The organism is Pseudomonas sp. D2002 (assembly GCF_013385735.1).
In the GTDB taxonomy this organism is placed as follows: Bacteria; Pseudomonadota; Gammaproteobacteria; order Pseudomonadales; family Pseudomonadaceae; genus Aquipseudomonas.
Map to the genome: position 1 here is coordinate 804,776 of NZ_JACAPL010000003.1, position 12,609 is coordinate 817,384.

Genomic DNA, 12,609 nt, shown 5'->3' on the forward strand with positions numbered 1-12,609 from the left:
GCTCCCACAAGGGATCGGCGCTGCTAACTGCCCGCCAGGCAGCTCGGGGTGCCGGCGACCAGGGCGTCGATGGCGCAGCGGGTCTTGGCTGGCATATGTGTGGCGGTGGGCCAGATCACATGGATCGGTGCAGGCTGGTCGCGGTGGCTGGGCAATACCGCTTCCAGTTGGCCGCGCAGCACATAGTGCGCAATCAACCAGCTCGGCAACCAGGCCAGGCCCACGCCCGCAATGGCGGCGTCGGCCACGGCCTGGAGGTCGTCCAGCACCAACGGCGATGTCACACCCGCGCGATGGGAATTATTGCAACGGTAGGCAATCCCTCGATGACCGGCGAGGTCATCGATATGCTCAATCCGCCCGACCCGTTGCAAATACGCAGGCGAAGCGGCCAGGCCCACGGACTGTTCGCCCAGGCGGCGTGCGCTCAGGCGATCGGTGTCCGGCAGCGGGCCGATACGCACGGCAACGTCGTAACCTTCCTGCGCCAGGTCGATCAGCCTGTCAGAGAACGAAATCTCGACTTCCAATTGCGGGTAACGGTCCATCAAGCCCCACAATGCCGGCGCCGCATAGTGGTGACCAAACGCCAGCGGCAGGCTCGCCCTTAACCGTCCACGCGGCTGTTGCCGACCACTCTCCAGCACTGATTCAGCAGCTTCAAGTTCGGCCAGCGCACGCAGGCAATGCTCGTAGTACGCCTGCCCGTCCTCGGTCAGGCGCTGACGGCGAGTGGAGCGCTGCAACAGGCACGTGCCCAAACGTGCCTCCAGTCGCGCCAAACCCTTGCCCACGGCCGAGCGCGTGAGGTTCAACCGCTCGGCAGCCTCTGTCAGGTTGCCGCTTTCGACGATTTGCAAAAACAGTTCAACGCCATCAAAACGCGGAGTGGCCATGGCTCTATTGTCGCCCTTGATTCCCTTAGCAGAGGAAAAGTTATCACGAATAAAGAATTTTGTTCCCGCGAGAATGGTACTCCCCCCAATCACAAGGAATATCCCATGCCGCCCGCCGCCGCTGTATCGGCCGTCAGCGCACCGCGCACCGCCAAAGATGGCCTGGCCCTTACCGCCGTCTGCCTCGTCGCCCTGATGTTCGGCCTGGAAATATCCAGCGTGCCGGTCATCTTGCCGACCCTGGAACAGCAACTGGGCACAGGCTTCCAGGACGCCCAATGGATCATGAATGCCTACACCCTGGCCTGCACCAGCGTACTCATGGCGGCGGGCACACTGGCCGATCGCTTTGGGCGGCGGCGCATGCTGGTGCTGTGCTTGTGGCTGTTTGGCCTGGCCTCGCTGGCGTGTGGCGTGGCGAACGACGCTTCCACGCTGATCGCCGCGCGGTTTGTCCAGGGCGTGGGCGCCGGGGCGATGATGATCTGCCAGTTCGCGATCCTGTCGCACCAGTTCCGTGAGCCGGCCGCACGGGCGCGGGCTTTTGCGATATGGGGCGTGATCGCAGGCGTGGGCCTGGGCTTCGGGCCAATGGTGGGCGCGTTGATTCTGGCGGTCGCGGACTGGCGCTGGGTATTCCTGGTGCATGTGCCGCTGACCCTGCTGACCTTGGTGCTGCTGCGCATCAGCGTGCAGGAATCCCGCGACCCGGCCGGCCATCGGCTCGATATCGCCGGCATGCTGACCTTGACGCTGTCGGTGTTCGCGCTGGTGTATTTCATCACCCAGGGCAGTGAAAACGGCTTCGGCACACCGGCCATGCTCGGCTGGGCGGGGTTGTCAGCAGCCGGGCTGCTGCTGTTCATCGTTGTTGAGCGTCGCAGCGCGCACCCGATGTTCGACTTTTCGGTGTTCCGGATCCAGCGCTTTAACGGCGCACTGATGGGCTCGATCGGCATGAACTTCAGCTTCTGGCCGTTCATGATTTACCTGCCGCTCTACTTCCAGGCGGGCCTGGGTTACGACACGCTGACCACCGGCGCGGCCCTGCTCGCCTACACCTTGCCCACCTTGCTGGTGCCGCCGCTGGCCGAGCGCCTGGCGTTGCGCTTTGGCGCCGAGCGCGTCATTCCCTTGGGGCTGGGCATGATGGGTGCAGGTTTCATGGCCATGGCCGCCGTGAATGCTGCCGAGCATCCGAGCATTGTGCTGGTGCTTTTCAGCTGCGCGATGGCCGGTGTGGGGTTGGCGCTGACTAACTCACCGACCACCAACACCACCACCGGCTCGGTCTCGGCCGAGCGTGCGGGCATGGCCTCGGGCATCGACTTCAGCGCGCGGTTGATCACCTTGGCGCTGAACATCGCCTTGATGGGCCTGGTGTTGCTGCTGGGCATCAGCCATCACCTTTCCAGCGTGCTGCCCCCAACGTCTGCACTGGATTGGCCCGCCATCAGCCAGAGCATTGCGGCGGGCAAGCTGGACGCGCTGGCGCTGGCCCCGGCAGACGCGCAGTCGGCTCTACGCCACGGCGCCGGTTGGGCGATGCTTTTTGCGGGCCTTGGCGCTGGCGGGTTGGCGATGCTGAGCGGGTACTTCTTCCGACGCGGCAGATAAACAAAAACGGGCCTGCAGATGCAGGCCCGTTTGTATGGGGTTGAAAAAACTGTCAGCTATCAGCTGTTAAGCGCAGCCTGTTCGTTTTCCAGAAATTCCTCTTCAAGCTCGGCCTCGTCGGCCTTGGTATCAGGCAGTGCTTGCCCGGCGGCGCGTGGTTTGCCGCGTAACTTTCCGTACAGATGCTCCAGCGCGTGTTCAAGCTTGGTCGCTGCACCATCAATCGCCTGTTCCAGGGTATCGGCCTTATGCAGGACCGACAGTGGCTGATGGCCCTTTGGCCGTGCCTCCAGGCGGCAACTCAGATCATGAGGGCCAGGCTTATCGCCATTCTCATCTTTCAAGTAGACCTCGACGCGGGTCAGGTCTTCTTCATAACGTTCGAGCGTGCTCTCAATGGTAGTACGTACCCACTCCTCCAGTCGGATGCTGCTTTCAATATGGTTATCGCTATTGACTTGGATTTGCATAGTTCTTCCCTTATTTCAGCTAGCTCGCGAGAGGTCACAAACTGCAACACCGGGGTGGTGAAACCATGACCTCTTGATTACACAATTGAGCAGTCGGGAGAACATTTCAACCCCTTTGCGAAGATAAATTACACATTACAAATTAAGCCTGACGACGGGCAAAAACGCTGTTAGGGTGGGGAGTTAGTTACATCTTCTTACGCCCAGCGAACCTCACAATTGCCCCTCTCCCAACGGGTGCAATCCGCGAAAAATCCCCGCTTCCTCCACCAGCCAGTCATGCACCGCACGCACGCCCGGATGGTTCAGCGCGCCTGGCGCATACAGCAGCACATAGCGTTTGTGGTTTGGCACAGCCAGGCCGAACGGCACGATCAACGTGCCGCGCTCCAGCTCATCATTGAGCAAGGTGCGCCGTGCGATGGCCACGCCCATGCCGGCGATGGCGGCTTCGATGGTCAGGTGGTTGCGGTTGAAGGTGTGCCCGCGCCGTACGTCGGCGTCGTGGTAGCCGATGGCATTCAGGTAAAACTCCCACTCGGCGTATTCATAACTCCCACGCCAGGCGGTAATGTCGTGCAGCAACGGGAAATGCACCAGGTCGGCCGGGCCATGCAGCGGCGGGCGGCCGCGCAAGAGGCTGGGCGCACACACCGGGAAAATCTGTTCATCCAGCAGGGCTGTGGATAACAGGCCAGGGTAGCTGCCGTCGTTCAAGTCGATGGCCAAGTCGAAGTCGCCCTCGTGCAGCGCAATGCTGCTGTCTTCGGCGACCATGCGCAGTTGGATATCCGGAAAACGTTGCTGCAAGCGCGGCAAGCGCGGCGTCAACCATTTACCCAGAAACGACGGGATTGAGCGCAGGCGCAAGGTGCCGCTGATCATCCCCGCATCCAGGCGCTGCAACTCAGCATCGATGCTGCCATAGGCCTCCCCCACCGTCGCCGCCAACCGCTGCCCCTCCGCACTCAGCTCCACACCGCGCGCGCGCCGATGAAACAGACGGAAGCCCAAACGCTCCTCCAATTGGCGGATTTGCTGGCTCACCGCCCCCGGTGTGATGTGCAGTTCTTCAGCGCAGCGGGTAAACGACAAATGCCGCGCTGCGCAGGAAAAAACGTGCAGCCAGACATACGTCTGGCCATGAAGGGGTCGGGTCATAGGGTTTAGTCCTGCTAAAGGGTGTCTTAGGATAATTCGTTGGTCAGTGCCGATCCAGAGGCTCAGTATCGCGCCAATTCCGCCTGCTCTACAAAACATGGCAGCGATTCCTACTCCATTGCTTGTAAGGCTTTAGCATGGCTATCAGTGTTTTCGATCTATTCAAAGTGGGCATCGGCCCTTCCAGCTCCCATACCGTCGGCCCGATGCGTGCAGCGGCGACCTTCGCCCAGGCCCTTACCGACCAGGATTTGCTGAGCGACACACGCCGCGTCGAGGTGCGCCTGTACGGCTCGCTGTCCGCCACCGGCGTGGGCCATGCCACCGACCGCGCCTGCGTGATGGGCTTGATGGGCGAATGGCCGGACAAGGTCGACCCCACGTCGATCAACGCGCGTATCCAACAGTTGCGCGAATCCGGCCAACTGTTGCTCGCAGGCACGCAGGCAATTGCCTTCAACTGGCACTCCGACCTCCTGCTGCTGGACGAAAGCCTGCCCTACCACCCCAACGCCATGTCCCTGCACGCTTATGGCGACAATGGCCTGCTGAGCGAACAAACCTATTACTCGGTGGGCGGCGGTTTCATCATCGAAGCGGCCGAGGCGGCCTCCGGCATTGCGCCGACCAGCGATGTTGAATTGCCCTACGACTTTTCCAGCGCCGTCGAACTGCTGGCCTTGTGCAACAAGCATGGCTTGCGGGTTTCCGAACTGATGATGGCCAACGAACGCGCATGGCGCAGTGACGAAGAAATCCGCAACGGCCTTTTGCATATCTGGTCGGTGATGCGCGAATGCGTGGAGCAAGGCTTGCGCGATGAAGGCATTTTGCCGGGTGGCCTGGACGTGCCACGCCGCGCCGCGAAACTGCACCGCAGCCTGTTGGAAATCGGCAAGCCCAACGTCATCACGTCGACCTTGTCGGCCATGGAATGGGTCAACCTGTTCGCCCTCGCCGTCAACGAAGAGAACGCCGCCGGCGGGCGCATGGTCACTGCGCCGACCAATGGCGCGGCGGGGATCATCCCGGCGGTGCTGCACTACTACATGAAGTTCAACGCCGACGCGTCTGACGATGACGTGGTCAATTTCTTCCTGGCTGCCGCCGCCGTCGGCATCCTCTGCAAGAAAAACGCCTCGATTTCCGGCGCCGAAGTCGGTTGCCAGGGCGAAGTAGGTTCGGCCTGCGCAATGGCCGCTGCGGGCCTGGCCGATATTCTCGGCGCCACCCCGGAGCAGCTCGAAAACGCCGCCGAGATCGGCCTGGAACACAACCTCGGCCTGACCTGCGACCCGGTCGGCGGCCTGGTGCAAGTGCCGTGCATCGAGCGCAACGCCATCGCGGCGGTCAAGGCGATCAACGCCACACAAATGGCCCTGCGCGGTGACGGCAAACACTTCATTTCCCTCGACCGCGTGATCCGCACCATGCGCGATACTGGCGCCGACATGCATGACAAATACAAAGAAACTTCACGGGGCGGCCTGGCGGTCAGCTGGGTGGAGTGCTGATCGGAGCACTGCAACCCGTCCTGAACGTGAGCCCGCGCAAAAATAATAACGAGGCAATATCGATGACCGATGTACGCGATCCGCCGCGTGCCTGCCCTGCGCCAGTACTCGGGCCAGCTGTCGAATGTGTTTGTGGTGGTGATCGGGCTGATTGCGCTGTCTGCGATCGTTTTCTCGGTAGTGCCCTGAAATAGCTCACTGACCTCAAGCACAGCACAAAACAAAGGTGGGAGCGGGCTTGCTCGCGAATGCGGTCTTTCAGCCGAGTATCTATTGGCTGATACACCGCTTTCGCGAGCAAGCCCGCTCCCACATTCAGACCTCAATGGCAGGAAAGCCGCTGTACGGCACGGCCCTTGCTGTACAGCTATTGAGGAAAACGGACCTTGTGAAAACCTCAGCGATGGAGTGGCCGGTGGTCAGGCAACGCGAACTAATCCCGACACCGGTCGTCAATGACTGCATGTTCTTATCAGGCGGTAACGCACCATGGACAATCCTTTTCAGATCATCACCGACACCTTCAGCCCAAAATACCGGGTTAACCTGAGCATCCAGCGGCTGGATGGCAGCATCATGCTCACCCTCTCCAATGAGGAGGGCGTGGTTGCCAAACGCATGATCAGCGCCGAACAGCGCAATGACCCGCAACGGCTCAAACGGCTGGTGCAAAGCATTCAATTCGGCATCGCCATCGAGCAAGGCCACAGCGCCATGGAGATTCTGGCGGTGATGACGGACGGCGACCATAAACTCCTGCAGCGGCCGCCCGCCCGCACCCTGCCCTTCAGCGTCGGGCTTTAAAGCTCGCCCTTCTCGGTTTCCAGGCTCGCCTCGCCCTTGCGACGCGGGCCTTCGACTTTAACCGACGGGAACGCCGACGACGCGTAGCGCACCACCAGAATCGAGAACGCCAACAGCAGAATGCCGCCGCACAGGTAGATGATGCCGATGTCCGGCGGGTTGTGGTGGGACACGTTGGAGATCAACAGGCGCGTCAGCGCGGTGATCGCCACGTAGATCAGGAAGCGCACCGGCATGTGGTTGGTCTTGAAGTAAATCCCGACCATGGCGCCCAATTCCAGGTAGATGAACAGCAGCAAGATGTCATCGATCTTGATATGCCCCGTCTCCAGCATCCCCAGAAACTCCATCACCGCCGCCCAGGCGGTCACCGCACCAATGGCGAACAACGCCAGGTAGTGGAACGTCTCGACAAACAGATTGCCCAGCGACTCGGCCAGACCATGGACGTTCTGGCGCAGCTTTTCGGCCCAGTTGATTTTCACGATGATGCTTCCTTAGGTCGGCTCGACCGGATAATGCGGGTTGGACGTGACGGTTGTTCTGCATGCAGAAAAAAGGCCAGACACTAGGACTTGAGATGGTGGCCGCCTGACATGAGGCACAAGGTGACGACACCACCTGTGGCGAGGGCGCTCTTTGATCGTTCCCACGCTCTGCGTGGGAATGCATCCCGCGACGCTCCGCGTCCCCCTTGAGCCTTGCGTGAGCAGCGGGGCGCAGAGCGCCCCAGGCGGCATTACCACGCGGAGCGTGGGAACGATCGGCAGCTCGCTCGCCACAGGTGCTTAGCCGGCCTGAGGTCGGTGTGATGTTCCAGTGCTCAACCCCTATTTTGATCGTTCCCACGCTCTGCGTGGGAATGCATCCCGGGACGCTCCGCGTCCCCCTTGAGCCTTGCGTGGGCAGCGAGGCGCAGAGCGCCCCAGTCGGCATTACCACGCGGAGCGTGGGAACGATCGGTTGAGGCCTCAGGCGGGTGCGACTTGCTCCAGGGCTCGGTCGACCAACAAGCCGCCCATTTCCACCAGTTGGTGAATCGCCAAGACCAAGCTTCGCTGCGGACCTTCAAGGTCGAATGCCAGCTTATCGGCCATCTCACGGGCGCTGCTTAGGGTTTCGCTGGCATTGGCGAGTAAGGTTTCTGTATCAGAATCAGGAGTAACGCTGAACAGCGTCGAATCAGCAGACGGGGGATTGGGGGTGATCTTTTTCATGGCACAGCTCCTCTCGTAGGGAAACCATCACCATCTGCCGCCAAGCAGGTTGGGTGACGGATTGCACAAGGTTGGCGGACCGGTACGAAAGGAACCCGGCACCCCGAAGGGTCCCTGTGCAACCCGCCATGACATAAGAATGCAAACGGAGTTAGCGTCTGAAATCCTATTAGAGCGTTGTTGCACCTTTCGTAGCAGGCCGCCAAGCCCGCTCGCTGCATGTGCAGCGCCGGTGGAAGGTAAGCCACCGGACAATTCCAGCGCAACCCCGGCAAGTTGTCAGAAATTTCCGTTGTAGCAAACCTGTATTTACGGGCTACATTAAAAAACTGCTACCCAAACCCCGTCGTTTGGCTTACCCTTTTCGCTGTATATAAATACAGTAGTCGCAAAAGACAACTATCGTGAAGGCATGTGAGGTGGTGAATGGCCGTCGAAGTGGTATACCGCAGCAGCCGAGATCTGGAGCGTTTGTTCATGGATAAAGCCGAAGCTGACCGTCATGACAAGATGCTTGAACTCGCTGAGTTGCTGGCAGAAGTGTTGCAAAAAGCCGTGCCGTCCCTGAGCGAGCAGCAGGTGGAAGAAGCCGGGATCTACATGGCGAAGAACCGCGATGTATTTGCCAAGGCGTTCAAGAGCCAACCGGACGCACTGTCCGAGTTGCTGAACCCGGCAGCGGAATAAAGCCCGAATTGAACAGGCCCTGAATCATTGATTCAGGGCCTTTTTAATGCCTGGCTTATGGGTAGAGCAGGCGTTCGGCCAGCTCATCCGCTACCCGTGCGGGGGAGCGTTTTTCGGCTTGGGCGTGGGCGAAGATTTCGGTAAGGCGCGTGCCAATGTTCGACAAGTGCGCGGTGATACCGGACAGCTCGGCGCCGGCGTGTTTGAGCGCGACGTAGATCAGGCCGCCGGAGTTGATCACGTAGTCCGGGGCGTAGAGGATGCCGCGCCCTTCCAACTGGTCGGCGATTTCCAGGTTGGTCAGTTGCGCACTGGCGGAACCGGCCACGGCGGCGCAGCGCAGTTGGCCGACGCTGTGGCGATTGAACACCGCGCCGACGCCGCACGGCGAAAGAATGTCGCAAGGCGTGCTGAGCAATGCATCGTTGGCTATGGGGTGCGCGCCGAGTTGTTCCATAGCCAGTTGCACCTTGCCGTTGTCGATGTCGCTGACCAACAGTTCAGCGCCCGCCGCGTGCAGTTGCTCGGCCAGGGCGTAGCCGACGTTGCCCAGGCCCTGGACTGCCACGCGCAAGCCTTCAAGGTTGTCGCTGCCCAGGCGCGCCATGGCTGCGGCGCGGATGCCGGTGAATACGCCCATGGCCGCATGCGGCGCCGGGTCGCCGGCGGCGGTGGTGCTGGTGACGAAGCGGGTGTGCTGGGCGATGCAATCCATGTCAGCCACCGAGGTGCCGCTGTCGATGGAGGTGATAAAGCGGCCGTCGAGTTTTTCGACACAACGCCCAAATGCCTCGAACAGCGCCGCGCGGCTTTCCACATGCACGGGCCGGATGATCACTGCCGTGCCGCCGCCCACCGGCAAGCCGGCCAGGGCGGCTTTGTAGCTCATGCCTTGGGCCAGGCGCGCGGCATCGGCCACGGCACTTTCATCGTCGGGGTAGGCGAGATAACGGCAGCCGCCCAACGCGGGGCCCAGGCGGCTGTTATGGATGGCTATGATTGCCTTCAGCCCGGTTACCGGGTCGACGCTCAGGTGCAGCGATTCAAGGCGGGTGCTGTGCATGAGAGCGAACATCGTCGGGCTCCCGAATCACTTCTGGTTGAGGCCCAAGTATAGGCTTACGGCAGGAAACTGCCGAAGTACGCTGGAATAAGCCGCCCGATTTCTCAGACCCCACGACATAAGCAGGTCGGATATTTCTTAAGTCACTGGACGAAAATTCACAGCAAGGCTAAAACGGGGGCATACGCCGGAGAACGCAATGAATCCCCGCACAGCCTTTTTCGCCTGTCTGGACCGTTCACCCCCTGCGCTGTTTGAAGCCGCGCTGTGGATTGCTGCCGAGCACGACCCGGCCGTGCAGCCGTTGCTGATCCTGCAAGATCTGGCGTTATTGCAACAGCAGGTCAGCGTCGGCATGCCCATGTTGCCGGCCGATGAACTCGGCCAGCCACTGCTGCGGCGTATGAATGACCTGGGGTTCGCCCAGGACGACTTCACCCCATTGCGCCCCGCCGCCGCCTTGCTGGACAAGGTGCTGCAGCGCAAACGCGGGCAACCCTTGGCCATGGGGCTGATTGCGCTGGAGATGGCGCGGCGCCTGAATATCCCGATGGTCGGCGTCAACTTTCCAGGGCATTTTTTGCTGCGCGTGCCCGGCGCCGATCACCTGCTGGACCCGTGCGGCGGGCGGCGTTTATACCCCAATGATTGCCGCGAGTTGCTGCACCGTCAGTACGGGCCGAATCTCAAGCTGAAGGCCGACCACCTGCTCACTGCCGAACCCCGCGCGATCCTGCAACGGCTGTCACGCAACCTGCGTCAATTGCACCTCGCCAACGACAACCCATTGGCCGCCTTGATCGACGCCGAACGCGTGCTGGAACTGGGCAATGCCAGCGCGGCCGACTATCTGGCGCGGGCCAGCCTTTACCAGCGCCTGGATTGCCCGAGCGCCGAGCGTTTTGACCTGGAGCACGCCTTGCTGCTCAGCGAAGACCCGATCCAGCGCCTGCGCCTGACCGAGCGGCTGGGGCACCTGCCGCCCAATTCAGTGGTGCACTGAACTACTTGTTTTGGACTGCATGGTTTGTCGTGGACGGTGCTTTGAGAATGTCACTGTGCAGTGGACTCTTCGGCACAGCAGAACCCGGCGAACGCACTTGAATGATCAACAGCGCCGCAATCACCGCCGGAATCGCGCAGAAGAAGAAAATCTGCTCCACAGGGATATGCATCGCCAGCAGCAGGCTGCCAAACAACGGTCCTAAAATTGAACCGAATCGCCCCACGCCGAGCGCCCAGCCCGTGCCCGTGGCGCGCACATGTGCCGGGTAGAAATTACTGGCGAAGGCATTAAGCGTGAGCTGGCCGCCGATGATGCAGAACCCGGCCGCGAACACACAGGCCACCAGATAACGTGGGTTGTCGTGGTTCAAGCCGAGCAAAATGGTGCACACCGCAGCCGCCGCCAACACGCCGGACAACAGCCGCACTTTGCTTTTCAAGCGGTCCGCGAACCAGGCCATGCCGATAGCGCCCAAGGTGCCGGCAAACAGGAACATCGAGGTCACCAGGTTGGCTTCTTTCAACTCGAGGCCGCTTTCCAGCAACAGCGACGGCAACCAGCTGATCATGAAATACAACAGAATCAAGCTGACAAAAAACGTCGCCCAGATCAGCACGGTCGGGCGCGCGTAGCCGTTACGAAACAGCTCCACCACCGTAAGTTTGCTGCCTTGCGCCTGGCGATTTTCTGCTTCATTCGACGGTGGCGGTTGCCAACCCGGCAGCATCCGCGCCGTGACCTTTTGCAGGCGTGCGTACGGCGGTGCATCACGGAATAAACGTGGCAAGGATTCCGGGAGCAGCCACACGAGGAACGGGAACAGCAGCAACGGCGTCACACCGCCCGCCAGGAAGACCGCCTGCCAACCGTAGCCTTCGATAAACCCAGCCGCCACAAACCCACCCGCCGCGCCGCCGAACGAGAAACCACAGGCGGCCAAGGTCACCATCAAGGTGCGCATACGTGGTGGCGAATATTCCGACATCAACGCCATGGCACTCGGCATCGCGCCGCCCATGCCGATGCCGCAGATAAACCGCGCAGCCATCAGCGTGGTCAGGGAATTGGCGAACACCATCAGCACCGTGAGGCTGGCATAAATCAGCACGCAACCGAGCAGGATACGCCGCACGCCAAAGCGGTCGGCCAGCGGCGTCACCAGCAGCGAACCCAACGTCAGCCCGAGCAGGTTGGCACTGAACACAGGGCCGAACGCGGCTTTTTCCAGGCTCCAATCCTTGGCCAAGGCCGGCACCACATAACCGAGTACTTGGGCATCGTAGCCATCGGTTACCAGCAGCAGCGCCAGCAACAGAAGGATCAACCACTGATAGCGCGACACCGGACGGGCGTCGAGTGCCGCGCGAAAGCTGGCAATCTGATTGTGCATCGCAAGGTACCTGTTTTTATTATTGTTCCCACGCTCTGCGTGGGAATACAGCCCTGGACGCTCTGCGTCCGCTCTTGGAACCGTGACGCGGAGCGTCACGCGATGCATTCCCACGCGGAGCGTGGGAACAATCGTCAGGTAGCAGGGGTATCCGGTTGGTTGGCCGGATGCGCCTGCACAAACGCCGGATGTTGCGCCGCCAACGCTGCCACGCGTCCAATGCGCGGGTACGCGGCCAACGGCACCTTGAAGCGCTCCGCCGCGTACAGCTGCGGAATCAGAAACGTGTCCGCCAACCCCGGCTGTTCGCCGAAGCAAAAACCCTTATCGCCAATTAACTGCTCCACCGCACCCAAGCCCTGGCTGATCCAATGGCCTATCCATTCGAGCAATTGCGCCTCGTCATGGCCCCACTTGCGCAGCAGGTTCTGGGTGCTGGAGTTGTGCAGCGGGTGAATATCGCAGCCGATAATCGACGCCACTGCACGCTCATGGGCACGGGTCGCCAGGTCTTCGGACAGCAGTGGCACCTGTGGATAACGTTCTTCCAGGTACTCGATGATCGCCGGCGACTGAATCAACAGTTGGCCGTCATCGGTGCGCAACGCCGGTACGCGGCCTTGGGGGTTGATCGCCAGGTACGCCGGTTGCCGATTGGCACCGCCCGGCGGCACCAGCAGATTGACCGGCACCGCAGTAAAATCCAGGCCCTTGAGCGCCAGGGCGATACGCACCCGGTATGACGAAGTGGAGCGGTAGTAAGTGTAGAGTTCCATCGCCCTGC

General features: G+C 61.2%; 13 protein-coding genes. 5 read left to right on the top strand and 8 right to left on the bottom strand.

Annotated features, from left to right (window positions below; all coding sequences use genetic code 11):
• Window positions 1-23: 23 nt before the first annotated feature.
• Window positions 24-896 carry a LysR family transcriptional regulator gene (locus HX783_RS06965; protein WP_177016408.1) on the bottom strand — a complete coding sequence of 291 codons (873 nt, stop codon included), beginning with the start codon at window positions 894-896 and terminating at the stop codon, window positions 24-26.
• Between the two features lie 105 nt (window positions 897-1,001).
• Between HX783_RS06965 and HX783_RS06970 the strand changes: the two genes are divergently transcribed.
• On the top strand, window positions 1,002-2,513 hold the full coding sequence (locus tag HX783_RS06970) for an MFS transporter (protein ID WP_177016409.1): 1,512 nt from the start codon (window positions 1,002-1,004) through the stop codon (window positions 2,511-2,513).
• Between the two features lie 59 nt (window positions 2,514-2,572).
• On the opposite strand, the gene HX783_RS06975 is transcribed toward HX783_RS06970, so the two are convergent.
• Window positions 2,573-2,983 carry an HPF/RaiA family ribosome-associated protein gene (locus HX783_RS06975; RefSeq protein ID WP_159954396.1) on the bottom strand — a complete coding sequence of 137 codons (411 nt, stop codon included), beginning with the start codon at window positions 2,981-2,983 and terminating at the stop codon, window positions 2,573-2,575.
• A gap of 213 nt (window positions 2,984-3,196) precedes the next feature.
• Complete coding sequence (locus HX783_RS06980) at window positions 3,197-4,144, bottom strand: LysR substrate-binding domain-containing protein (protein WP_177016410.1); 948 nt, start codon at window positions 4,142-4,144, stop codon at window positions 3,197-3,199.
• Between the two features lie 137 nt (window positions 4,145-4,281).
• On the opposite strand from HX783_RS06980, the gene HX783_RS06985 reads away from it, so the two are divergent.
• Both HX783_RS06985 and HX783_RS06990 read left to right on the top strand, forming a co-directional pair.
• Window positions 4,282-5,658, top strand: a complete 1,377-nt coding sequence (locus HX783_RS06985; protein WP_177016411.1) for an L-serine ammonia-lyase — start codon at window positions 4,282-4,284, stop codon at window positions 5,656-5,658.
• A gap of 489 nt (window positions 5,659-6,147) precedes the next feature.
• Window positions 6,148-6,462 carry a DUF3509 domain-containing protein gene (locus HX783_RS06990; RefSeq protein WP_159954393.1) on the top strand — a complete coding sequence of 105 codons (315 nt, stop codon included), beginning with the start codon at window positions 6,148-6,150 and terminating at the stop codon, window positions 6,460-6,462.
• Here HX783_RS06990 and HX783_RS06995 read toward each other — a convergent pair.
• A complete protein-coding gene (locus tag HX783_RS06995) occupies window positions 6,459-6,947 on the bottom strand; it encodes a phosphate-starvation-inducible protein PsiE (RefSeq protein ID WP_106579492.1) in 489 nt (162 codons plus the stop codon). The genes HX783_RS06990 and HX783_RS06995 overlap by 4 nt on opposite strands.
• A 486-nt stretch (window positions 6,948-7,433) precedes the next feature.
• On the bottom strand, window positions 7,434-7,679 hold the full coding sequence (locus tag HX783_RS07000) for a DUF6124 family protein (RefSeq protein ID WP_177016412.1): 246 nt from the start codon (window positions 7,677-7,679) through the stop codon (window positions 7,434-7,436).
• 426 nt (window positions 7,680-8,105) lie between these two features.
• On the opposite strand from HX783_RS07000, the gene HX783_RS07005 reads away from it, so the two are divergent.
• Window positions 8,106-8,366, top strand: a complete 261-nt coding sequence (locus HX783_RS07005) for a YebG family protein (RefSeq protein ID WP_003188807.1) — start codon at window positions 8,106-8,108, stop codon at window positions 8,364-8,366.
• Window positions 8,367-8,421: 55 nt separating this feature from the next.
• Here the strand turns inward: HX783_RS07005 and HX783_RS07010 are convergent, their stop codons facing one another.
• A complete protein-coding gene (locus HX783_RS07010; RefSeq protein WP_177016413.1) occupies window positions 8,422-9,441 on the bottom strand; it encodes a Glu/Leu/Phe/Val dehydrogenase in 1,020 nt (339 codons plus the stop codon).
• A 187-nt stretch (window positions 9,442-9,628) separates the two neighbouring features.
• On the opposite strand from HX783_RS07010, the gene HX783_RS07015 reads away from it, so the two are divergent.
• Complete coding sequence (locus HX783_RS07015; protein ID WP_177016414.1) at window positions 9,629-10,432, top strand: SirB1 family protein; 804 nt, start codon at window positions 9,629-9,631, stop codon at window positions 10,430-10,432.
• A 1-nt stretch (window position 10,433) separates the two neighbouring features.
• Here the strand turns inward: HX783_RS07015 and HX783_RS07020 are convergent, their stop codons facing one another.
• Both HX783_RS07020 and maiA read right to left on the bottom strand, forming a co-directional pair.
• On the bottom strand, window positions 10,434-11,825 hold the full coding sequence (locus tag HX783_RS07020) for an aromatic acid/H+ symport family MFS transporter (RefSeq protein ID WP_177016415.1): 1,392 nt from the start codon (window positions 11,823-11,825) through the stop codon (window positions 10,434-10,436).
• A gap of 134 nt (window positions 11,826-11,959) precedes the next feature.
• A complete protein-coding gene (maiA, locus tag HX783_RS07025) occupies window positions 11,960-12,601 on the bottom strand; it encodes a maleylacetoacetate isomerase (RefSeq protein ID WP_177016416.1) in 642 nt (213 codons plus the stop codon).
• Window positions 12,602-12,609: the final 8 nt, after the last annotated feature.

Excerpts from the sequence above, each read along its gene's own strand:
- HX783_RS06965 (WP_177016408.1), bottom strand. The coding sequence starts at position 896 with ATGGCCACTCCGCGTTTTGATGGCGTTGAACTGTTTTTGCAAATCGTC.
- HX783_RS06970 (WP_177016409.1), top strand. The coding sequence starts at position 1,002 with ATGCCGCCCGCCGCCGCTGTATCGGCCGTCAGCGCACCGCGCACCGCC.
- HX783_RS06975 (WP_159954396.1), bottom strand. The coding sequence starts at position 2,983 with ATGCAAATCCAAGTCAATAGCGATAACCATATTGAAAGCAGCATCCGA.
- HX783_RS06980 (WP_177016410.1), bottom strand. The coding sequence starts at position 4,144 with ATGACCCGACCCCTTCATGGCCAGACGTATGTCTGGCTGCACGTTTTT.
- HX783_RS06985 (WP_177016411.1), top strand. The coding sequence starts at position 4,282 with ATGGCTATCAGTGTTTTCGATCTATTCAAAGTGGGCATCGGCCCTTCC.
- HX783_RS06990 (WP_159954393.1), top strand. The coding sequence starts at position 6,148 with ATGGACAATCCTTTTCAGATCATCACCGACACCTTCAGCCCAAAATAC.
- HX783_RS07000 (WP_177016412.1), bottom strand. The coding sequence starts at position 7,679 with ATGAAAAAGATCACCCCCAATCCCCCGTCTGCTGATTCGACGCTGTTC.
- HX783_RS07005 (WP_003188807.1), top strand. The coding sequence starts at position 8,106 with ATGGCCGTCGAAGTGGTATACCGCAGCAGCCGAGATCTGGAGCGTTTG.
- HX783_RS07010 (WP_177016413.1), bottom strand. The coding sequence starts at position 9,441 with ATGTTCGCTCTCATGCACAGCACCCGCCTTGAATCGCTGCACCTGAGC.
- HX783_RS07015 (WP_177016414.1), top strand. The coding sequence starts at position 9,629 with ATGAATCCCCGCACAGCCTTTTTCGCCTGTCTGGACCGTTCACCCCCT.
- HX783_RS07020 (WP_177016415.1), bottom strand. The coding sequence starts at position 11,825 with ATGCACAATCAGATTGCCAGCTTTCGCGCGGCACTCGACGCCCGTCCG.
- maiA (WP_177016416.1), bottom strand. The coding sequence starts at position 12,601 with ATGGAACTCTACACTTACTACCGCTCCACTTCGTCATACCGGGTGCGT.